Source organism: Pseudomonas sp. IT-P395 (assembly GCF_949767675.1).
GTDB lineage: Bacteria > Pseudomonadota > Gammaproteobacteria > Pseudomonadales > Pseudomonadaceae > Aquipseudomonas.
Window position 1 is genome coordinate 377235 of the sequence record NZ_CATKPW010000011.1, and the last position, 22059, is coordinate 399293.

Annotated in this window: 13 protein-coding genes; 4 read left to right on the forward strand and 9 right to left on the reverse strand. The window is 59.9% G+C overall.

The features are described 5' to 3' along the window. Positions 1-238: 238 nt before the first annotated feature. Positions 239-2509, reverse strand: coding sequence for a catalase/peroxidase HPI (katG, locus tag ACM6IN_RS10375; RefSeq protein ID WP_414893684.1), 2271 nt, complete (start codon positions 2507-2509; stop codon positions 239-241). Positions 2510-2843: 334 nt separating this feature from the next. On the opposite strand from katG, the gene ACM6IN_RS10380 reads away from it, so the two are divergent. Then, the gene (locus ACM6IN_RS10380) at positions 2844-4880 is read left to right on the forward strand and encodes a TonB-dependent receptor (RefSeq protein WP_414915927.1); all 2037 of its coding nucleotides are present in this window, start codon (positions 2844-2846) and stop codon (positions 4878-4880) included. Positions 4881-4998: 118 nt separating this feature from the next. On the opposite strand, the gene ACM6IN_RS10385 is transcribed toward ACM6IN_RS10380, so the two are convergent. Next, a complete protein-coding gene (locus ACM6IN_RS10385) occupies positions 4999-7209 on the reverse strand; it encodes an LTA synthase family protein (protein ID WP_414915928.1) in 2211 nt (736 codons plus the stop codon). A 407-nt stretch (positions 7210-7616) separates the two neighbouring features. On the opposite strand from ACM6IN_RS10385, the gene ACM6IN_RS10390 reads away from it, so the two are divergent. After that, positions 7617-8633 (forward strand): ABC transporter substrate-binding protein, encoded by a 1017-nt coding sequence (locus tag ACM6IN_RS10390; protein ID WP_414893682.1) that lies wholly within the window; start codon positions 7617-7619, stop codon positions 8631-8633. 33 nt (positions 8634-8666) lie between these two features. On the opposite strand, the gene ACM6IN_RS10395 is transcribed toward ACM6IN_RS10390, so the two are convergent. The 3 genes from ACM6IN_RS10395 to ACM6IN_RS10405 form a co-directional block, all read right to left on the reverse strand. After that, positions 8667-10250, reverse strand: coding sequence for an alkaline phosphatase D family protein (locus tag ACM6IN_RS10395; RefSeq protein WP_141232651.1), 1584 nt, complete (start codon positions 10248-10250; stop codon positions 8667-8669). 61 nt (positions 10251-10311) lie between these two features. Continuing rightward, positions 10312-10509 carry a helix-turn-helix transcriptional regulator gene (locus tag ACM6IN_RS10400; RefSeq protein ID WP_095111858.1) on the reverse strand — a complete coding sequence of 66 codons (198 nt, stop codon included), beginning with the start codon at positions 10507-10509 and terminating at the stop codon, positions 10312-10314. Continuing rightward, positions 10506-10880: a hypothetical protein gene (locus tag ACM6IN_RS10405; RefSeq protein WP_095111859.1), complete on the reverse strand. Its 375-nt coding sequence runs from the start codon at positions 10878-10880 to the stop codon at positions 10506-10508. The genes ACM6IN_RS10400 and ACM6IN_RS10405 overlap by 4 nt, the downstream gene beginning before the upstream one ends. 233 nt (positions 10881-11113) lie before the next feature. Between ACM6IN_RS10405 and ACM6IN_RS10410 the strand changes: the two genes are divergently transcribed. Further along, positions 11114-11614, forward strand: coding sequence for a hypothetical protein (locus tag ACM6IN_RS10410; protein WP_414915929.1), 501 nt, complete (start codon positions 11114-11116; stop codon positions 11612-11614). An 80-nt stretch (positions 11615-11694) separates the two neighbouring features. Here ACM6IN_RS10410 and ACM6IN_RS10415 read toward each other — a convergent pair whose 3' ends face one another. From ACM6IN_RS10415 to ACM6IN_RS10430, 4 genes are all read right to left on the reverse strand, one after another. Next, positions 11695-12174: a copper chaperone PCu(A)C gene (locus tag ACM6IN_RS10415; RefSeq protein WP_007915979.1), complete on the reverse strand. Its 480-nt coding sequence runs from the start codon at positions 12172-12174 to the stop codon at positions 11695-11697. After that, positions 12174-12779, reverse strand: a complete 606-nt coding sequence (locus tag ACM6IN_RS10420; protein WP_007915980.1) for an SCO family protein — start codon at positions 12777-12779, stop codon at positions 12174-12176. The genes ACM6IN_RS10415 and ACM6IN_RS10420 overlap by 1 nt, the downstream gene beginning before the upstream one ends. Positions 12780-12935: 156 nt before the next feature. Next, entirely contained in the window at positions 12936-14330 is a 1395-nt protein-coding gene (locus tag ACM6IN_RS10425; protein WP_123376747.1) for an efflux transporter outer membrane subunit, read from the reverse strand. Positions 14331-14363: 33 nt separating this feature from the next. After that, complete coding sequence (locus ACM6IN_RS10430) at positions 14364-15158, reverse strand: helix-turn-helix transcriptional regulator (RefSeq protein ID WP_095111863.1); 795 nt, start codon at positions 15156-15158, stop codon at positions 14364-14366. A 474-nt stretch (positions 15159-15632) separates the two neighbouring features. Between ACM6IN_RS10430 and ACM6IN_RS10435 the strand changes: the two genes are divergently transcribed. Next, positions 15633-22043 (forward strand): amino acid adenylation domain-containing protein, encoded by a 6411-nt coding sequence (locus ACM6IN_RS10435; RefSeq protein ID WP_414915930.1) that lies wholly within the window; start codon positions 15633-15635, stop codon positions 22041-22043. Positions 22044-22059: the final 16 nt, after the last annotated feature.

A 22059-nucleotide genomic window follows, 5' to 3' on the forward strand; every position in this document is an offset into this window, starting at 1 on the left:
CCCTCTCCCAAAGGGAGAGGGGACTGATCGAGGTGAATGTTCGAGTTACGCCGACCTGAAAGTCCGGAGGCGAACTCAGGTTTTGAACAGCACGAAGATCGGCTCCCTTTCCCCCTCGCCCCCCCTGGGGGAGAGGGCTGGGGTGAGGGGGTAGGGTTTACGCATCACCATAAAACCCAAGCCGTACACACAAAAAACGCCGCATTGAAACAATGCGGCGTTTTCATTTTCCGAAAAATTACTTCAGGTCAAACCGGTCCAGGTTGGTGACCTTCGTCCACGCCGCCACAAAGTCCTTCACAAACTGCTCCTTCGCATCCGAACTGGCATACACCTCAGCCAGCGCCCTCAACTGTGCATTGGAACCAAACACCAGATCCACCCGCGTCGCCGTCCACTTCACGCTGCCGGTTTTACGGTCGCGCCCCTCGAACTCATCCGCATCCCTTGAAGTCGGCTTCCACTCCACGCCCATGTCCAGCAGGTTGGTGAAGAAGTCGTTGGTCAGCGCTTCAGTTTGCGAGGTGAACACGCCATGCCGGGTTTGCCCGACGTTGGTATTCAACACCCGCAAACCACCCAGCAGCACAGTCATTTCCGGTGCGGTGAGGGTCAGCAGTTGTGCCTTGTCGATCAGCAGCGCCTCGGCCGAAACGGTGTACTTGCCTTTGCTGTAGTTGCGGAAGCCATCGGCAATCGGTTCAAGGAAGCCAAAGGAGTCGACGTCGGTTTGCTCCTGGCTGGCATCCGTCCGTCCCGGAGTGAATGGCACCGTGACCGAATGGCCGGCATTTTTCGCTGCTTGTTCGACCCCGGCATTCCCGGCCAACACGATCAGGTCCGCGAGCGAGACTTTCTTGCCGGCAGCGCCGCCATTGAACTCGTTCTGAATGCCCTCAAGGGTTTGCAGCACTTTGGCCAGTTGCTCAGGCTGGTTGGCCTGCCAGAACTTCTGCGGTGCCAGACGCAGGCGGCCGCCGTTGGCGCCACCGCGTTTATCCGAACCGCGGAATGTCGAGGCAGCGGCCCAAGTGGTCGAGACCAGTTGCGACACCGAAAGCCCCGACGCGAGGATTTTGCTTTTCAGCGCGGCAGCGTCGCTGTCGTCGATCAGTGGGTGCGTGGCATCCGGAATCGGGTCTTGCCACAGCAGTTCTTCGTTCGGCAGTTCCGGGCCGAGGTAGCGAGACAGCGGACCCATGTCGCGGTGGATCAACTTGTACCAGGCACGGGCAAACGCATCGGCCAGTTGATCGGGATTGGCGAGGAAGCGCCGCGAGATCTGCTCGTAGGCCGGATCGAAACGCAGCGCCAGGTCAGAGGTGAGCATGGTTGGCGAGAGTTTCTTGTTTGGATCATGGGCATGCGGAACGGTGCCAGCGCCGGCGCCGTTCTTCGGAATCCACTGGTGCGCACCAGCCGGGCTTTTGGTCAACTCCCACTCGAAGCCGAACAGGTTTTCCAGGTAGTTGTTACTCCACTTCGTCGGCGTGGTGGTCCAGGTCACTTCCAGACCGCTAGTAATGGTGTCGCCACCCTTGCCGGTACCGAACGCGTTGCGCCAGCCTAGGCCCTGTTCTTCGAGGCCGGCCGCTTCCGGCTCAGGCCCGACGTTATCGGCAGGGCCGGCGCCGTGAGTTTTACCGAAGGCGTGACCGCCGGCGATCAACGCGACGGTTTCTTCATCGTTCATGGCCATGCGGCCAAAGGTTTCGCGGATATCGTGGGCCGATGCGACCGGGTCCGGATTGCCCTCAGGGCCTTCTGGGTTCACATAGATCAGGCCCATTTGCACCGCAGCGAGCGGGTTTTCCAGATTACGTTCACCCTGATCGGTGCGGCTCTCTTCTTTGCCGTGCAGATCCGGCTCGGCGACCAGCGTGCCGTCACCGGGCTCCTGCATGGCTGACTTGTCTTTGCCGTAACGGCTGTCGCCACCGAGCCATTCGTGCTCGGAACCCCAATAGACATCTTCGTCCGGCTCCCACACATCGGGGCGGCCACCGGAGAAGCCGAAGGTTTTGAAGCCCATGGATTCCAGCGCGACGTTCCCGGTGAGAACGATCAGGTCGGCCCAGGAAATATTGCGGCCATATTTCTGCTTGATCGGCCATAACAGGCGCCGGGCCTTGTCGAGGCTGACGTTGTCCGGCCAGCTGTTCAGCGGCGCAAAACGTTGTTGCCCGGAGCCGGCGCCACCACGGCCATCGGCGGTGCGATAGGTGCCGGCGCTGTGCCAGGCCATGCGGATGAAGAGGGGACCGTAATGGCCGAAGTCGGCCGGCCACCAATCCTGGGAGTCGGTCATCAGTGCGTTGAGGTCTTGTTTCAGGGCTTGAAAGTCGAGGCTCTTGAAGGCTTTGGCGTAGTCGAAGTCCTTGCCCAACGGATCGGACTTGGGCGAGTGCTGACTCAGAATTTTCAGGTTGAGTTGATTCGGCCACCAGTCACGGTTCGTCGTGCCACCACCGGCGGCGTGGTTGAACGGGCATTTCGATTCGTTTGCCATGTTCGGGTCCTTATCAGGTCTGCTACGGCCGGCTCGTGCCGACTTCGGACTAGTAAGGCTAGACCCGACTTGGAGAGTCAGCTAATAGGCCGACTATTGGAGGGTGATAGGCAAAGTCTTTCAGCTTCTTTCGGAGCACTTCACGGATGAGCCGATAGCGGCTGCCTGCTTGAAACATGCGTTGTTGAGCCTCTGCAAAAAACAAAATGTGAAAATCGGGATGACAGGAAGAAATGTTATTGTATAACATAAAATTCGTTTCATTCTGTTTCTACCAGCGTTAAAGCAAAACGCTGGCAGCGATCCTCACATTTCAGCGCATGGAAATTTTGCAATGCCTGCCCGTTCCCACCCCCTGCAACGACGCCTCAATCCGTTGGCCGCCGCGCTGCTTTTTGCGTCGCCGGTATTCGCCGCCGACACCCTCGAACTGCAACCGCAAGTCATCACCGGCAATCCGCTCGGCAGCCAGACACTTGCCTCGCCCTCGACGGTACTTAGCGGCGACGACCTCACGTTCCAACAGAAGGGCAGCCTCGGCGAAACCCTGAACAAGCAACCCGGCGTGTCCTCGTCGTACTTCGGCCCGGGTGCGAGTCGACCGATTATTCGTGGCCAGGACGGTGATCGCATCCGTATTCTGCGCAACGGAGTCGGCGCGCTGGATGCCTCGTCGCTGTCTTACGACCACGCCGTGCCGCTGGACCCGGTCAACGTCGAGCGCGTTGAAATCGTCCGTGGCCCGGCGGCTCTGCTGTACGGCGGCAGTGCCATTGGCGGGGTGGTCAACACCTTGGATAACCGCATCCCGACTGAGGCCATCGATGGCATTCATGGCGCTGGTGAGTTGCGCTATGGCGGTGCCGACACCACGCGCAGCAGCGCCGGCAAACTGGAGGCTGGTAACGGACAATTCGCCTTGCATCTGGACGCTAGCGCCCGCGAGTTCAATGACCTGAAAATACCCGGTTACGCGAAAACCGCTCGCGAACGCGCAAACGACGACGGCGACTCGAAAAAACATCGCCTGGCCAACAGCGATGGTCGCCAGGATGGCGGCGCGGTCGGCGGGTCGTACACCTGGGATGACGGTTATGCCGGTCTGTCCTACAGCAACTACGATTCCAATTACGGTTCGCCCGCTGAACAAGACGTACGTATTCGCATGCAACAGGAGCACTACGCCTTTGCCTCGGAGATACGCAATCTCGACGGGCCATTCACCTCGATCAAACTGGATGCCGGTTACACCGATTACGAGCACCGCGAAATCGAAGGCGGCGAGGTTGGCACGACGTTCAAGAACAAAGGTTACGAGGCACGGGTCGAGGCGCGGCATCAGCCGTTGGGGCCGTTCAATGGCGTGATTGGTGCACAGGTCAGCCGCAACGAGTTTTCGGCATTGGGTGAAGAGGCGTTTGTGCCGAAGACCGATACCAATGCCGCTGCGCTGTTCATTCTTGAGGAGTTGCAAGCCACCGATCGACTGCTGTTCACCCTCGGCGGACGCCTTGAGCACACCTCGGTCGACCCGGACGCGAAGGGTAACGAACGCTTCGCCAGCGCCGACCGCTCCAGCAGTTTCACCGCTGGCAGTCTTTCCTCTGGCGCGGTGTACACGCTGACGCCGATCTGGTCGGTGGCTGCGACGCTGGGCTACACCGAGCGCGCACCGACGTTCTATGAGCTTTACGCCAACGGTGCCCATGTGGCGACCGGCACCTATGAAGTCGGTGATGCCGGGCTGTCGAAAGAAAAAGCCGTGTCCAGTGATCTGGCGTTGCGTTTCGATAACGGCACGCACAAGGGCAGTGTCGGTGTGTTCTACAGCCACTTCTCCAATTACATCGGTTTACTCGGCACGGGTCGCACATTGAATGATGAAGGCGAGGAGGACGCCGATGGCATCCCTGAATACACCTACTCCGGCGTGCGGGCGCGCTTCAGCGGTATTGAGGCGCAGGACCGCTGGAACCTTGGCGAAAATGCCTACGGCAAGTTTGCCCTGGAGTTGTCCGGTGACTACACCCGCGCGAAGAACCTGGACACCGGCGAAGATTTACCGCGAATCGCGCCGCTGCGGCTCAACAGTGGTCTGTTGTGGGAACTGGATCGTTGGCAGGCGCGCATCGATGTAGAGCACGCCAGTTCACAACATCGGGTGCCGGATAACGAAAGCGGCACCGACGGCTACACCACGCTGGGCGCCAATGTCGGGTATCACTTTGATGTCGGCCAGAGTAAATGGCTGGCCTTCGTCAATGCCGAGAACCTGACCAATCAAACCGTGCGTTACGCCAGTTCGATCCTGCGCGACATTGCGCCGGCAGAAGGGCGCAGCATTCAGGTCGGGTTGCGCACGACGTTCTGATAATCACTGATTCCCACTGTAGGAGCGGCCGCAGGCTGCGATCTTTTGATCTTTATTTTAAAAGCAAAAGATCGTCCGATCGCGGCCCGAGCCTGCGGCAACTCCTACACGGGCGTGATCAGGTGGATTGGGCGGTGTCGTCATCCGGCACGTCGTCGAGAATATCCTCTTGCCCCGGCAATTCAGTAATCACACTGAAGTCCGTCACTTCAACCGCACCCAACCCATACCCCAGCAAATGGAAAGAAAACGCTTTGCGCTCTTGCGGGTTGTCGAAGCTGAAGTTCATTTCCAGTGGCTGCTCGGCGGTTGCCACCATCTCCTGTGGCAAACCGATCTGCACGTCCTGTTCAAACTCCTTGGCCTTGAGCTGAATATACGCCGCCTGCTGCGGATCGACCGAGCGCACGGTCAGACGCACGCGCGTGTGCGAGCCTTTGGGCATTTCCAGGTATTGCGCGCCGATCAGGTTGTCGGCCCAGTCATCGTTGATCTGCGCTTGCAGCGGAATGACGTTGGTGCTGCCGAATTGATAGCGATGATTGAGCGGCGTGCGCAGCAGCGACAGGTCCAACGCGTTGGCGCGGGCGGCGATCTGCCGGGCCGGATGACCGCTGTAGTTGCCTTTATAGATGGCGCTGTCGGCGATGAAGCCGGCGCTTTCGTAATAGCGGCAGCGACGCGGCATGTCGCACTCGGAGAAGATCCCCTGACCATTGTGATAGCGCAGCTTGCCGTTGGTGAACGACATGATTTCGCGGCCGCTGTCGTAATCGCGAAACAGCGAGCGACCGCTCAGGGCGGAAGGCACCGGCAAGTCGAAGTAATCGAGAATCGAGGTGCTCAGATCGACGTGGCCATACACGCCTTTGTTCAGCCGTGGCAGTTGTGCCTGCTCCGGTGCCAGGGTCAGGTTGAAGCCCCACGAAGAAGCCAGGCGGACACCGTCGATGCCGTGGGACTCGTCCGAGGTGATCACCACCAGCGTGTCTTTCAGAATGCCTTGGCGTTCGAGGCCGTTGAGAAACTGCTCTAGCGCATCGTCGAGATAACCGACGGCCGCCTGCTTTGGCGTTTCGTAGCGTTCCAGATATTCTTCGGGTGCGGAGTAGGGCTGATGCGTGCCGACGGTCAGCAACGTCAGCATCCACGGTTTTTTCTGTTTTTTCAGTTGGCCGACATAGTCCAGCGCGCCTTCGAAAAATGCCTTGTCATCCTTGCCCCACGGGAACTCCAGATAGTTGCTGTTGGTGAACCACTCCAGACCGTGCGTCGCATCGAAACCGATGTGCGGCATGATCTTGTCTTTGGCCATGAAACGCAGCCCGGCACCTTGCAAGTAGTGAGTGCTGAAGCCGTGATCTCGCAGTTGCGCCGGCAGGCAGGCCTGATTGCGCTCGTTGAGGGTGAGCATTTCCACGCCTTTGGGCGTGCCGTTGTTGAGCTTGTCGTAATCGCCGCAGAGCATCGCGTACAGACCGCGAATGGTCTGGTGTGTGTGCAGCACGTAATCCGGGGTGTTCATGCCGCGCTCGGCCCAGCGGCTGAGGTTGGGCATCAGGTCTTCCTGATAATGGCTGCCGATCGCCTCGCGGTTGGCGCGGATGTAAGCACCGGGAATGCCTTCCAGCGCGATGATCAGTACGTTGCGCGCTTGCCCCGGCGCGGCCAGCAATTTCTGCCCGTTGAGGTCGACGTCGGTGAGTCCGGCCATGGCCGGCGCGGGTTCTTCGACGTCACCGTCCAGCCACTCCTCGGCCTGGATCTGCAGATCAGCGGCCTCGCTGGCCAGCAACTGGTGTGGCAGGTTGTACTGGCGCCACGGATCGGCTTCGCTCGGCCACAGGTTTTGCGCACCCCAGTGCGCGGCGAACAATAGCAGTGGCGCGCTCCAGGCTGCGCGGGGCAGGGGCGGGCGCGGCATGCCACGGCCGGCAAATTGGGTCAGCAGCCAGAACACCAGAGCCAGCAGCAAAGTGATGCCCAGTGCAGGATGGGCCAGGCCGCCACCGGTGGAATTTTCCACGAACTGCGGATCGATCAGGTAATGAATGTCGGAAGGTGTCGGCAGACGCCCGACGGCGCTGACCAGTTCAGCGGTCGCCACCGCCAGCAAGGCCCAGAACAGCAGCACCGGCAAGGCCAGCCACCACGCCCGGCGATGCAGCAACACCACCAACAGGCTGCCAATGGCCAGATCCGATAAATAGCCCAACGGCGCCGACCAGCCCAGCGCCGCACGCAGGCACACCGGCACCACCAGCACCAGAACAATCAGCGAAAAGAGGCGGGCATGCGGCTGCCGCAACCGGTTAAAAAGAGCACTCACAAAAAAGACCTTCCAGCCATTAAATCGTCATAAAAGTGTGCGCGATGATACCAAGGGTGGGCTGTCTGATCGCCCTTTTAAACGCTCAGCTGATGCGCTGGCGTGCGGGCTAATCAAGGAGATGGTGCGTCCGCAGGCCTGACCGGCCCTCGTGTTGCACGACCATTGGCGATATTGCTGCCGACGGATTTATTGTTTCAGGCTGTTTAAGGTGCCTAACCATCACCGGCATCCAATGTAGGAGCTGTGCAACGCTGCGATCGTTTTAAACCTCACAATCAAAAGCGCGCAGCCCGATTTCGCTTAACAACCCGTGCTATCGATATGCGATAAAGATATTTAATTTCTATTTTTTATAGCGATAAAGTCAGGCCTTTCAGCAAACCACCCCATGCTGCGAGGTTGTCATGGCCACACCGTTCAAACGTCCCGCACTGACTCTGTTGGCCGCTTCTCTGGCCGCGAGTGCGTTGTTCAGCGCCGGCGCTCAGGCCGAAGGCAAGATCAGCATCGCCCAGCAATTCGGCATCGGTTACCTGATTCTCGATGTGGTGCGCGATCAGAACCTCATCGAAAAACACGGTAAGGAACAGGGCCTCGACATCAAGGTCGACTGGAACAGCATCTCCGGCGCCACCGCGATGAACGAAGCGTTGCTCACCGGATCGCTCGACGTGGTTTCCGCCGGCGTGCCGCCAATGCTCACCGTGTGGGATCGCACCAAGGGTAAACAGAATGTCAAAGCCATCGCCGCACTGGGCTCGATGCCCAACTATCTGCTGACCAACAATCCGAACATCAAAACGCTCAAGGACTTCACCGACAAGGACCGGATTGCCGTGCCGGCCGCCGGCGTCGGCTTCCAGTCGCGCACTTTGCAGATCGAAACCGCCAAGGAGTTCGGTGACGCGCAGTACAAGAAATTCGACGACATTTCAGTCAGCCTGCCGCACCCCGATGCGACGGCCGCGCTGATCGCCGGCGGCTCGGAAATCAACTCGCACTTCTCCAGCCCGCCGTTCCAGTACCAGGCCCTGCAGAATCCCAACGTGCACAAAGTGCTGAGTTCCTACGACGTGCTTGGCGGGCAGGCGACGTTCAACGTGCTCTACACCACAGAAAAATTCCACGACGAAAACCCGAAAACCTACAAGGCGTTCTATGACGCGTTGGCCGAGGCCGAGAAGATCATCAAGGCTGATAAGCCGGCGGCGGCTCAGGCGTACATTCGTGTCGAGCAGTCGAAACTGCCGCTGGCTCTGGTCGAGCAAATCGTCAAGGATCCGGAAATCGATTTCACTGTGGTGCCGCAGCGTACGTTCATCTACGCCGAGAAATTGCAGGAGCTGGGCGTGCTGAAGAACAAGGCCGACAGTTGGAAGGATTACTTCTTTGAAGAGGCGCATGGTGGGGCCGGTAGCTGAAGAACCCGGCCCGGTGCAGGGGATTTCCGGAACTCAACCGGCAGGCTCGATCAGTCGCGTAATGGGGTGATCGTGCCCCTCGACGTGCCATTTCACCCACAACCGATTGCGTCCGTCGGAACTTTTATCTGGCTCGATGGACAGCCAGTTACGACTGGCAATCAGGCAATTTCCGTCGTATCCAATGGCTTGCATTTCGGCAGTAAGGTCGGTGTCGATCTTTTCCCGGGTACCGGTGATCGTTTCCAGGCTTCTGATCGTCAGCACAGGCAGAGGAGGATGGACGATGCCGGTTGAAATCAACTGATGGATGACTTCTGCACCATTGTCGATATGTCGGGGGTTGGCCGAACGAATGACGCTGGCGGCGGCTACATGCACATCCCCGGAGACAATGGTGACTTTGCATTTCGCCAACTTGGCAAAATCGAGCAATCCATTGATCAGTTGCTTACGCTCGTTTTTGTGCGGCTGATGGCGCCAGTGGTCCCGGAAATCATCCTCCGGCCCGATCTCCCCTGGAATCCATCCGATCAGGGCCTCAAGCAGCGCAAGGTTGACGAACGATACCGGAACGCTGGAGATGAACAGCAGGTGTGAAGGTTTGCTGACCGTCAGGCTTTTGATCCAGGTAAACATCTGCGAGATGCTTTTTTGCGACATGATTTGCGTGGGCTGTTTGAGCTGGCCGTTTCTGCCTTTGATGTCGGGCGCGCGTTCAGACCTGAGGTCGGGAACGACAATGGCGAGGCCACCGAGGCCTTCAAAAGCGAAGGTATGCCCTTGACGAGTAATTGCTCCCGGGCGGCTCTCGGTTTCGTCAACCTGTAATTGGTAGAGTCGAAAATAATAACTGGCAATGCGGAACAGCCCCTGGTGTACGGGACTTTCATGCAGGGCTTGAGGATAGGAACCCCAACCGTCAATGATGTCGTGATCGTCCCACATCATCAGGGTCGGAACGCAGCTGAGCATGTTCAGTATCTGTGGTCGGGCCCAGTATCGCGGATAAACACTGGCGAAAAACTCGTCTGCCTGAATCTCCATTTCTTCAGTCCACAGAGTGTCATCGCGATTCCAGGAGAACTGTTTGTACCATTCATTCAAGGGGCCTTGAGTCTGCAACAGTTCATCGCTGTAAATCTGATCGCCTCCCATGACCAACAGATGGTACTCGGCTTGTTTGTGGGTCTGCGCGAGATGACTCCAGCGTTCGGCATAACGATCTGCCAACGAATTGAGGTATTTGACATCCGACACACCGTTGCAGGAGGTGTAAGCGATGCGGGGCGCCTGATCCAGAGGCGGGACGTGAAATGAGCCCGACACATCTCCCAAGTCATAGTCGATCTTCAACTGCGTTTTACTTTGCTGGATCTGCATGTCCAGTCGCCAGACGGCCATGCGCGGTTTGATCAAAGGAATCCGGGCAATCCGTTTGATCGTCGGATTGTGTGCCTGCGCGACCTGTGTAGTGGGTGCCGGCGCGTTGAGGTCTTGCACCAGCAGGGCAGATACACAGTATTTCTGATTCTGAATACCGCGAAAGCTCAAAACCGGGCCAAAGGGACTCATGTTGTCGTCCTCGCTGACAATAGAAAAACGGATGCCACGCAATGCCGTGGTGTCTCCGAGCGTAGTCCGTTTTTGCAAGTAGCGAGGACGCGAGGGGAGCGTTTCAGTTCATGCCATCATCAAAAATGCTTTCGATTGATAACCCGAATGCCCGGGCAATCTGAAAGGCCAGTGGCAGACTCGGGTCGTAGCGTTCGTTTTCTATAGCGTTAATCGTCTGACGCGACACGCTCAGGCGTTCAGCCAGATCGACCTGCGACCATTTGCGCTCGGCGCGCAATTCCTTGAGGCGGTTTTTCATTGGTAACGGCGTCGCGCAATGTGCAGGCCGACAATCCACATCAGACCCATCACCGGCCACACGCACGTCCACGGAATGTGCGGAGCGCCGACGTTTTCCAGAAAACCGTAGCTGAACGTCAGCAGTGCCGAGGCGGCAAAGGCAAAACCCAAGGCTTCGAACTGGATGCGCAGATGCATTTCATCCATGCGCCGCATATTGCGCACGATGGCCCAGCACATCAGTCCCGCCGGAACGATCGGCGTCAGTGCGACGGCCGAGCGCAGTACGATGGGGGCGTCCATCAGGTATTGCGAGGCAATCAATGAGGCTGTCAGGACCAGCATGTAGATGATTAATGCTGCGCCCAATTCGAGGTAGTACCGGTTCATTCTTCACTTCCTATGTAAAAGAGCCTTTACATGGTCGCCGAAGATTTATCCGATGTAAAGCACGCTTTCCATCATGGCTGGTAGCCTCGAACAGACTCATGCCGGAGGATTTCGCCTAGGTCAGTAGCTTAAAAGCACACTTTCTGGACAGCGTAATAGCCACTCAGTAGCATTCGAGCCCAACGGATTATCCCTTCGCACGTCGTCCGACGTGGAACGCTCAAGGAATCGATATGCGCGACACCCCCATTGACCAAAAACGAACGATCGTGACCCAGGTCAACGGCGAGATTCGCTATGAAACCCGGATCAGTTTCAGCTCCACGTCGCTCGTCGATGGCGAAATTCGGGTGCATCGTGCTGAAGGCAATCAGCTAGATGTTCCGGTGGCCGGGGCGGACTTCGCTTTGCGCTTTGATCTGGATGGGGTGCATAGAGTACCGGTGACGCAGCAGGCTGCGGTTGAACCGGTTGAACCGGTGCCTGCCGATAACAGCTTGAAGTTATTCACCTCGAAAACCGTGTGGATCACCCTCGGGTTGTGGTTCTTCGTCAGTTCGGTGTTCGGTTGGCTGGGGATTGTGGTGGCAGGCGGATATCTCGGTTACCAGTGGCGTGAGGTGGAAAAGCGCAAGAAACAGTTGGCCAAGGCGCCCGTAGATAAAGCCGTGCCCCGTTCCGGCTCGGGGATGTCACGGGAAAGCGTACGCAAGGCATTGGCCCGCAGGCATTAATGTGGCGCACAGCAAAAACAAAAAAAGGGGCGGCCTGATCATCGATCAGGCCGCCCCTTTTTTATTGCTGCTCAGTCAGATCAATGCATTTTGCTGTGATCGTGACCTTCCATGTTGGTCAGCGCGCGAACCGGCGCTTTAACCTCGAGGGTTTCTTTATCACCCTTGGCGTTTTCCACGATCAGGGTCAGCGGCACAGTTTCGCCTTCCTTCAACTGAGCGGTCAGGCCCATCAGCATCACGTGGTAGCCGTTCGGATCAAGCTTGACGGCTTTGCCGGCCGGCAGCTCGACAAACTTCACCGGGCCCATGCTCATGACGTCGTTCTTCATGGTCATTTCGTGGATCTGCACGTCTTTGGCCGCTGGCGTCGCGACGCTGAGCAACTTGCTGTCGCTGTCGGCGGTGAGGGTCATGAACGCGCCGCTGGCGGACTGGGTCGGCACGGTGGCACGGACCCAGGCATCGTCGACTTTGGTCGCTGCGGTCGCCTGGAATGCCAGACCCAGCAGAGAAAAACCGATGACAGCGCGTTTGAGGTGGTTCAGAACAGGTTGCATCAGCAAACCTCCATAACAGTAAGCAAATCTTCCGTACATTGTTCTGCCGAAAGCGACGTGGACAGACCCAGGCGCAAGCCGCCGTTGGAGTCGTAAACGTAACTGGTGGCAGTGTGCGAGATGGTATAGGTGTCGCCGGCCGGGACTTTCTCGTAGAACACGTCGAATTCCTTGGCCGTGGCCGCGGTTTCCTCAAGCGTGCCGTACAGCGCAACGAACGTCGGGTCGAAGGCTTTCATGTAGGCATCGAGGATTTCCGGGGTGTCGCGCTCGGGATCGAGGGTGATGAAAATCACCTGCAAGCGATCGCCATCGGCGCCCATCAGCTTTTTGATTTTCGCCGCGCGGGCGAGGGTGGTCGGGCAGACTGCCGGGCACTGGGTGAAGCCGAAGAAGACCATCGGCATCATGCCGCGAAAGCTCGACAGCGTCATGGTTTCGCCATCGGTGTTCTTCAGTTTGAAGGTGCGCCCCATGATCTTGTTACTCAGATCCTTGCCGTACTTGTACGACAGTTGGCCACGGGTGTCGCAGCCGGCGAGCAGGCCTAGCCCGAGCACGCCCATTCCCGCAAGCACCTTGCGGCGAGTCAACAAAGCCGTCATCTAATACCGCCTTTTGCAGCCCGTCAGTCAGCAGGACTGGCGGGGGGTTAACCGTAAAAGCGGCGCATGATACCAAACTGAAGGCAGAGGCCGGCCACGGATCGCCGCACGGCGCAGGATCGAGCGACAAAAGGTGTAAGAAAAAGTGACCACAGCTTACTGCACGCGTGATTCAGCGGCGCTCCAGCCCCCGCCCAGCGCGGTGTACAGATTGACCTCGGCGACCAGTTGCGCGAGGCGATCGGTGATCAGGCCTTGCTGCGAACTGAACAGCGAACGCTGCGCATCGAGGAACGTCAGGCTGCTGTCGACGCCATTCTGATAGCGGTTCTGCGCCAGGTTGTAATACGTCTGCGTGGCTGCGACGAGATCTCGCTGCGCCTGCAATTGTTGCTGATAGGTGCTGCGCGCGGCGAGGCCGTCGGCGACTTCCTGAAACGCGGTTTGAATCGATTTTTCGTATTCGGCCACCGCCACATCTTTCTGTAATTTCGAATAATCAAGACTGGCGCGCAGGCTGCCGGCGTTGAAAATCGGCAGGTTGATCTGCGGCTGAAAGGTCCAGGCGCCAGAGCCGCCGCCGAACAATCCGGACAGATCGCGACTCGACGTGCCGGCATTCGCCGTCAGGCTGACACTGGGGAAAAACGCCGCCCGCGCCGCACCGATATTGGCGTTGGCCGCTTTCAGTTTGTACTCCGCCTGAAGGATGTCCGGCCGACGCTGCAGCAGATCCGAGGGCAACCCGGCGGGCAGTTGTTGCACCAGATCGCTGGCCAGCGGACGGGCGGGCAGGGTCACTGGCACCGGCGCGCCAACGAGCAAGGTCAGGCTGTTCAAATCCTGGGCGACCTGGCGCTGGTAGCGCGCCAGATTGGCCCGAGAGCTGTCGACGCTGGTCTTCGCTTGCGCCTGTTCCAGCGCCGACGATTTGCCGGCCTCGCGATTACGGGTGGTCAGGTGCAGGCTCTGTTCATCGGCGGCGAGGGTGTCGCGGGTCAGCTCCAGCAACTCCTGATCGGCGCGCCAGGTCAGGTAGGCGTTGGCGACGTTGGCCACCAGACTCAGCTCGGCACTGCGCCGCGCTTCTTCAGTCGAGAGCCAGGTCTGCAAGGCCTCCTCGCTGAGGCTACGCACGCGACCGAAGAAGTCCAGCTCATAAGCGCTGATGCCGAGGTTGACCGAGTACGTCGAATTGATCAGCGCTTTGCCCTGGGTCACGCTCGGCGGCATCCGCTGGCGTAACTCGTTGGCGTTGGCCGACACCGCCGGGAGCAGGTCGGCGCGCTGAATGCGGTATTGCGCCTGGAACGCTTCGACGTTGAGTGCCGCCACGCGCAGGTCGCGGTTGTTGACCAGCGCGCTTTCGATCAACTGTTGCAGCGCCGGATCAGTGAACAGCGTGCGCCAGTCCTCGCTGCTCGTGGCTGGCTGCGTGGCTGCGGGATACTGCGCGGCAGTGGGTGAAGCGGGGCGCTGGTACTCGGGAATCAATGAACAACCGCCCATCAGCATCGCCATGGACAGCAGGGAAAGTCGCAACGTCAACATCGAACTGCCTCATGCATTAAAAGAGCGTTGTGCTCAGGCCCCGGCCATCCATTTCGCCAGACCATGGCGACCACTGACCCCGAGTTTGGCCGTGGCGCGTTTCAGATATGTCTCGATCGAGCTGTTTTTGACTCGCAGTTGTTCGGCCATTTGCGGCACTGTGCCGCCGGTCAACAGGCCCAGACAGACTTCTTTTTCGCGCACTGACAGGGCGATGTCGCTGATCGCCAAGCGTTCATCGAACACCTGCGCCAACGGTGCCTGATCCAGTTCGGCCAGGGGCTGGCGCGGTTGTCTGGCGAGGATTTGCCGGCTGATCTGCGCGTGGCGTTCGATCAGTGGCAGCAAGGTGTCGGACAGGCGCTTGAGAAACGATAGCTCGGGCAAGGAAAACACCCGTTGGGTATGCGGTCGGTAAAACGAGATCACGCAACGGCGATTGGACGTGCGCGAAACCAGATTGCATTGATGTGCGCTGTGTTGCGGATGGCGAGGCTGGAGCGAGGCTTTCAGTTGAATCAGCAGTGAATCGTTCATCTCGATCATCTTCTGCAGCAGCGGATGATCGTCGGGGCTCTCCAGCGGATCGGGCGCGGCACAGGTCTGCGCCAAACCGGCGCTGCCCAGCGGTTTGATGTCGACCACGCTGGCCTGACGCTCATCCAGCGTCCACTCACTGAGATCTACCCGGTTGACCGGCACCAGCGTGTCGACCAACTGGAACATGTTCGTGGCGAAGTGATCATCGCCGGTGCTGGCAATCAACTCACCCAGTTGCCAGTAGAAGTGCGGGTTTTCCATATTACGAATGCTGCCGGTCAGATTCATATCCTTCATCCTTGGTTCAGAGCCATCACTGAATCGTCTGCCGTCTCTGTAAAAGCCGCCCACGCAGTCATTTCTCCTTGAACATGATCTGGAGCGGGATTTAAGCCTATGGATTTGTCCTACGTCTGTAGGGGAAAACAGGGACACAAAGTGCCACTATTTCTGAATATTGGCGCCGGGGTTCTGACGCTGTTGAACGCCGGCGTAACGGCGAGAGTGACTGTTCAGTCACGCTCAAGCCCCGGAAACCGGGCGATGATGAATACTGATCGGCAGTGCTCGGGTAAATGGCGGCGCTGCTATGTGGTTTTTTTCCTACAAGCTTTTCAGTATTTCCTCTCCGAATTTTTAGACAGTGCCTGCGATAACCACGCCCATAGCGCGTACCAGGGTGGTGGTTGTCCGGGTTTCAGGTGTCATGTCGGTGGCGGGGCCGATGCTTGAATACCGGCAAAATTTCATGAGAAGGACCTTATGCAGCCTACTTCTGCCAACGTGGCGGACGATCTGTCCGTGCCTGTCGAGACATTCGCGCTGACTGCCGCTCAGCGGGATATCTGGCTGGACCAACTGAGCCGCGGAGATTCGCCGCTGTACAACATTGGCGGTTACGTCGAACTGAGCGGGCCGCTGGATCCGGCATTGATGCAATCGGCACTCGAATGCCTGGTTGCGGCGAACGACGCCTTGCGCATTGTGCTGCTGGCGGACGTCGGTCACGACGGGCTGCCGTTGCAAGGGTTTGCACAGACGTTGCCGGTGCCCATGCCGCTGTTTGATTTCAGCGGGCACCCCGATCCCCAGTCGGCGGCTCGGGCGCTGGTCAAAGAGCAAATGGCCCAGGCTTATGTGATGAGCGGGCAAGCGCTGTTCCGCTTCTGTCTCATTCGCCTCGATCAGCACCGCCACTGGCTGGCGGCGCAGGCCCACCATTTGATTATCGATGGTTGGGGTTTTGGTCTGCTGTTCAAATCGGTGGGCGACATTTACAGCGCGTTGTCCCGTGGCGAGCGTCCAGATGTGGCGGCACCGTCCTATGTCGCCTTTATCGAAGATGACGCGCGCTATCATCAGTCATCACGCTATGAACTCGATCAGCGCTACTGGCTGGACAAATACCGCAGCCTTCCCGAACCCTTGTTGATTCCCCGTCATCGCGAACCCCTTGACCCTGAAGCGGCGCCGAGTTGCATCCACGTCGAGGCTTTTCCGGCCCTGCTGCACGAGCGCATGAAAGACACCGCGCGACACCTCGGTGGTTCGGCCTTTCACGTATTGTTGGCGGCGCTGCACGTGTATTTCAGTCGTACCGCCCAGCGTGATGAGTGGGTTGTCGGCTTGCCGATTCTCAATCGCTCCGGTGCCCGTTTCAAAAGCACCTTGGGCTTGTTCACCCAGGTCAGTGCGATGCGCATGGACTTTGGCCGTGAGCTGTCATTCGCTGACTTGATCAAGGCGATCGGCGATGGCCTCAAACAGGACTTCCGCCACCAACGCTACCCGCTGAGCGAGATGAACCGCGCGCTGGGTCTGTTACGCGAAGATCGCTCGCAACTGTTCGAGCTGTCGGTGTCCTACGAGCAGGACGACCATGACTACCGTTACGCTGAGGCGCCGGGGCACGTGGTCAAAGTCTCCAACCAGCACGAGGCGACACCGCTGGCCATTCACCTGCGCAGCAACCGTTACAACGACAAGGCCTGGTTGCATCTGGTGTATTCGCCGGCCTATTTCACGGCTGACGAGATCGCGGCGTTGACCGAGCGCTTGGTGCTGATACTGGAGCAAGGGCTGGAGTGTCCGGAACTGGCAATCGCCGATTTCAACCTTAATAGCCCGGCAGAACTGGCCCGGCTCAATCAGTGGAACGACACTCGCGTCAGTTATCCGCAAGGGCAACTGATTCATCAGCGATTCGAATCGCGAGTGGCCGAACAACCGGACGCCGTGGTCGCGACGTGTCAGGGACGAATCCTTGGTTATGCCGAGCTGAACCGGCAAGCCAATGCGTTGGCCCATCATCTGCTGGGCCTCGGTGTGCGGCCGGATGACCGGGTTGCAATCGTTGCCCGCCGCGGCCTGGAAACGCTGGTCGGGCTGCTGGCGGTTCTCAAGGCTGGCGCCGCTTATGTGCCGATTGATCCGGCGCATCCGCCCGAGCGCCTGAGTTACTTGCTCGGCGACAGCGCTCCGGTGGCGATACTGACGCAAAGTGATCTGCGTGATCGCTTGCCCGCCACAGCGCTGCCAGTGATCGAGCTTGATCGCCGAGAATGGTCGCTCGACAACGTGACCGATCCCGACGTGCCGGGGTTGAACACCAGCCACCTCGCCTATGTGATTTACACCTCCGGCTCGACCGGGTTGCCCAAAGGCGTGATGGTCGAGCACCGCACGCTGGGTAATCTGGTCGACTGGCACTGCGCGGCATTCGCTCTCGGCCCCGGCCAGCACACGTCGAGTCTGGCCGGCTTCGGTTTTGACGCGATGGCGTGGGAGGTCTGGCCGGCGTTGTGTGCCGGAGCGACGTTGCATTTGTCACCCGCGAGCGAAGGCAACGAAGACATCGATGCGCTGCTGACGTGGTGGCGGGCGCAGCCGCTGGACGTCAGCTTTCTGCCAACACCGATTGCCGAATACGCCTTCAGCCAACAACTCGATCACCCGACCTTGCGCACCTTGCTGATCGGCGGTGATCGTCTGCGCCAGTTCAATCGTGCGCAGAGTTTTGCGGTGATCAACAACTACGGCCCGACCGAAGCCACGGTGGTCGCCACCTCAGGTTTGATCCTTCCGGGGCAGGCGTTGCACATCGGCAAACCGGTGAGCAATGCCACGGCTTACCTGCTCGATGATCAGCAGCGCCCGGTGCCGATCGGCATCATCGGCGAGTTGTATGTCGGCGGCGCCGGGGTTGCCCGGGGCTATCTGAATCGCCCGGAATTGACCGCAGAACGCTTCCTCGACGACCCGTTCAGTGCGCAGCCGGATGCGCGCATGTATCGCACCGGCGATCTCGCACGGTGGCGCACCGACGGCAATCTTGAGTACATCGGTCGTAATGATGACCAGGTGAAAGTCCGTGGTGTGCGCGTCGAGTTGGGCGAAATCGAAGCGGCACTGGCCAGCCATGATGCGGTGCAGGAAGCCGTGGTGCTGGTGCGCGACGGTCAACTGCTGGCATGGTTCACCGAGCGCGAAGCGCTGGACATCCTGCAACTGCACGCGCACCTGACAGCGCGTTTGCCGGCCGCCCTGTTGCCCGCCGCTTACGTCCGTCTGGCGAGTCTGCCGCTGACGGCCAACGGCAAGCTCGATCGCCAGGCGTTGCCGGCGCCGGGGCCGGACGCGTTGATCCGTCGTCAATACGAGGCGCCACAAGGTGACGTCGAAATCGCTTTGGCGCAGATCTGGGCCGAGGTCTTGCAAGTCGAACGGGTCGGGCGTCACGACCACTTTTTCGAACTGGGCGGCCACTCCTTGTTGGCTGTGGGCCTGATCGAACGCATGCGCCAGATCGGTATGAGCAGCGATGTTCGCGTGCTGTTCAGCCAACCGACCCTGGCCGCGTTGGCGGCGGCGGAGGGCAGTGGCCGCGAAGTCGAAGTGCCGGCCAACCGCATTGCCGCCGATTGTACGCACATCACGCCGGACCTGTTGCCACTGGTGCAACTGGATCAGGCGATGATCGAGCGTATCGTTGCGACGGTGCCGGGTGGTGCCGCCAATGTGCAGGATATCTACCCCTTGGCGCCGTTGCAGGAAGGCATTCTCTACCACCACATCACTGCCGCGCAGGGCGATCCGTATCTGCTGCAATCGCTGCTGGCATTCGACAGCCTCGAGCGGGTCGAGGCCTTCGCCGTTGCGCTGCGTCAGGTCATGGCGCGGCATGACATCTTGCGCACGGCGGTGGTCTGGGAGGGGCTGACGTCACCGGTTCAGGTCGTTTGGCGCGAGGCCATTTTGCCGGTGCAGGAAGTCGAACTTGACCCTGCTGGCGGCGCAATCATCGATCAGTTGCACGAGCGCTTCGACGCGCGGCGTTATCGCCTCGATGTCAGTCAGGCGCCGCTGCTGCGCCTGATGTATGCCCGAGACCCGGCGCATAACCGGGTGGTCGGCATCTTGTTGTTCCATCATTTGGCGATGGATCACATTGCGCTGGAGGCGATGCGCGAAGAAATTCACGCCAGCCTGTCCGGGCACGGCGAACCGCTGGCGGCACCGGTGCCGTACCGCAACTATGTGGCGCAGACGCGATTCGGCGTCAGCGAGCAGGAGCATGAAGCGTTCTTCCGGCAGATGCTCGGCGACATCGACGAGCCGACCTTGCCGTTCGCTTTGCAGAACGTACAGGGCGACGGCAGCAACATCGAAGAGGCCGAGCAAGCCTTGGCGAGCGATCTCTATCAGCGTTTGCAGCAGCAGGCACGTCTGGCCGGCGTGAGTGTCGCCAGCCTGATTCACCTCGCCTGGGCGCAGGTGCTGGCGGCGACATCCGGCCAGCAAAGCGTGGTGTTCGGCACAGTGTTGATGGGGCGCATGCAGGGCGGCGCGGGTGCCGACCGGGCGTTGGGGGTGTTCATCAACACCTTGCCGCTGCGCGTCGATGTCGGCGAAGGCGCGCGCGCAGCGGTGAAATCCACTCATGCGCGCCTGACCGCTTTGCTCGCCCATGAACACGCCTCTTTGGCACTGGCTCAACGGTGCAGTGGCGTTGCTGCGCCAGCGCCGCTGTTCAGCGCCTTGCTCAACTATCGGCACAGCGATGATGTCGAGCAAAAAACCTCCCGGCAAATCTGGCAAGGCATCGAAACCCTGGCCAACGAGGAGCGCACCAATTACCCGTTTACCCTGAGTGTCGATGACTTCGGCACAGGCTTGCGTCTGACCACCAGAACCTTGTCGAACATCGGCGCGCAGCGGATTGGCGCTTACGTGCAAGCGGCCCTGAATGGCTTGGTCGCGGCGCTGGAGACCGAGCCTCAGCGGCCGCTGAATAGCCTGCTGCTGTTACCGCAGGAAGAACTGCAACGGCTGCTGATCGAGTTCAACGATACGGTGGTCGACTGCCCGCTGGACCAGCCGCTTCACACACTGTTCGAACAACAGGTGCAGCGCAAACCGAATGCCGTCGCCGTGCAATTCGCCGAACAGCGCCTGACTTATCGCGAGCTGAACGAGCAGGCCAACCGCTTGGCTCATCATCTGCGCGGGCTGGGCGTGCAGCCGGATTCGCGGGTAGCGATTTGTGTCGAGCGCGGGCCTGAACTGGTGATCGGCCTGCTGGGCATACTCAAGGCTGGCGGTGCTTATGTGCCGCTCGATCCGGATTACCCGCTGCAACGGCTGAATTACATGTTGCAGGACAGCGCACCGGTCGCGCTGCTGGTGCACGCCGCGACGCGCGACCTGCTTGGCGAACCCGGCGTGCCGCTGATCGATCTCGACCTCGGCGCCTGGCAGAACCAGTCGCACGACAATCTGCAGGTGCCGGATCTCGGCGCGGCGAATCTGGCCTACATGATCTACACCTCCGGCTCTACCGGCACGCCGAAGGGTGTGATGATCGAGCACCGCAGCGCCTGCAACATGGTGCACTGGGGCTCGCAGTTGTCGCCGCCAACTGAGCACGGGGCGTTGCTGCAAAAGGCCCCGTACAGTTTCGACAGTTCGGTATGGGAAATCTTCTGGCCGCTCTGCTCGGGCATGCGCCTGGTGCTGGCGCGGGCCGATGGCAACCGCGATTCGGCTTATGTCACGCGAGTGATTCGCGAGCAGAACATTACCGTGGTCAAGTTCGTGCCGGCGTTGTTGCAGCAGTTCATCGAACAGGACGATGTCAGCCAGTGCACCAGCCTCACCGACGTGCTTAACGGTGGCGGCGAGTTGACCGTTGCGCTGGCTCGGCAAGTGCGCGAGCGCCTGCCGTGGGTGCGCCTGCACAACGTCTATGGGCCGACCGAAACCACGGTCGACAGCAGCGGCTGGACCCTGGAGCCCGGCGAACCGGTGCCGCCGACGCTGGTGCCGATCGGCAAAGCCCTGAGCAATACGCGGCTCTATGTGCTCGACGCCTGCGATCAACCGGTGCCGTTTGGCGTGAGCGGGCATTTGCACATTGGCGGGGTGGGCGTGGCGCGGGGCTATTTGGGACTGCCGCAATTGCAGGCCGAGCGCTTTATCGACAGCCCGTTCGTGGCCGCTGATCGCTTGTATCGCACCGGCGATCTGGTGCGTTACGGCGCCGATGGCAACCTCGAATTCCTCGGTCGCAATGACTTTCAGGTCAAGCTGCGCGGGGTGCGCCTTGAGCTGGGCGAGATTGAAGCGCGCCTGCTGGAACACCCGGCCATTCGCGAGGCCGTGGTGCTGGTGCGCGATGAGCGACTGGTGGCGTATTACAGCGTGCGTACCGGGCTGACTGCACCGACGCTTGAGGCCTTGCGAGCGCATGTACTGGCGCAGTTACCGGAATTCATGGTGCCCGGTGCCTACGTGATGCTGGCCGCATTGCCGTTGACGCCTAACGACAAAATCGACCGCAAGGCCTTGTCGGAACCGGGGGCCGAGGCGCTGCTCAGCCGTCCTTACGAGGCACCCGAAGGTGACGTGGAAACGGCCTTGGCGCAGATCTGGGCGCAGGTGCTCAAGGTCGAGCAGGTGGGCCGGCACGACAACTTCTTCGAGCTGGGCGGGCATTCGCTGTTGGCGGTCAGTCTGGTGGCGCGCATGCGTCTGGCCGGGCTGCATGTCGACGCGCGCACGCTGTTCAGCCAGCCGACGTTGGCCGCGCTGGCGGCACAGACCTCGCGGCAGGCCAAGCAGGTGGAAATCGCCCAGACCACCATCCCGAGCCTCAACCGCAAACGCCGCCTCTGACGGCGACCACAATCCC

What these genes read in the sequence shown, in the direction of transcription:
- ACM6IN_RS10410 (WP_414915929.1), top strand. Translation starts at nt 11,114, where the DNA reads ATGCGCGACACCCCCATTGACCAAAAACGAACGATCGTGACCCAGGTC.
- ACM6IN_RS10390 (WP_414893682.1), top strand. Translation starts at nt 7,617, where the DNA reads ATGGCCACACCGTTCAAACGTCCCGCACTGACTCTGTTGGCCGCTTCT.
- ACM6IN_RS10415 (WP_007915979.1), bottom strand. Translation starts at nt 12,174, where the DNA reads ATGCAACCTGTTCTGAACCACCTCAAACGCGCTGTCATCGGTTTTTCT.
- ACM6IN_RS10420 (WP_007915980.1), bottom strand. Translation starts at nt 12,779, where the DNA reads ATGACGGCTTTGTTGACTCGCCGCAAGGTGCTTGCGGGAATGGGCGTG.
- ACM6IN_RS10405 (WP_095111859.1), bottom strand. Translation starts at nt 10,880, where the DNA reads ATGAACCGGTACTACCTCGAATTGGGCGCAGCATTAATCATCTACATG.
- ACM6IN_RS10400 (WP_095111858.1), bottom strand. Translation starts at nt 10,509, where the DNA reads ATGAAAAACCGCCTCAAGGAATTGCGCGCCGAGCGCAAATGGTCGCAG.
- ACM6IN_RS10425 (WP_123376747.1), bottom strand. Translation starts at nt 14,330, where the DNA reads ATGTTGACGTTGCGACTTTCCCTGCTGTCCATGGCGATGCTGATGGGC.
- ACM6IN_RS10430 (WP_095111863.1), bottom strand. Translation starts at nt 15,158, where the DNA reads ATGAATCTGACCGGCAGCATTCGTAATATGGAAAACCCGCACTTCTAC.
- ACM6IN_RS10435 (WP_414915930.1), top strand. Translation starts at nt 15,633, where the DNA reads ATGCAGCCTACTTCTGCCAACGTGGCGGACGATCTGTCCGTGCCTGTC.
- katG (WP_414893684.1), bottom strand. Translation starts at nt 2,509, where the DNA reads ATGGCAAACGAATCGAAATGCCCGTTCAACCACGCCGCCGGTGGTGGC.
- ACM6IN_RS10380 (WP_414915927.1), top strand. Translation starts at nt 2,844, where the DNA reads ATGCCTGCCCGTTCCCACCCCCTGCAACGACGCCTCAATCCGTTGGCC.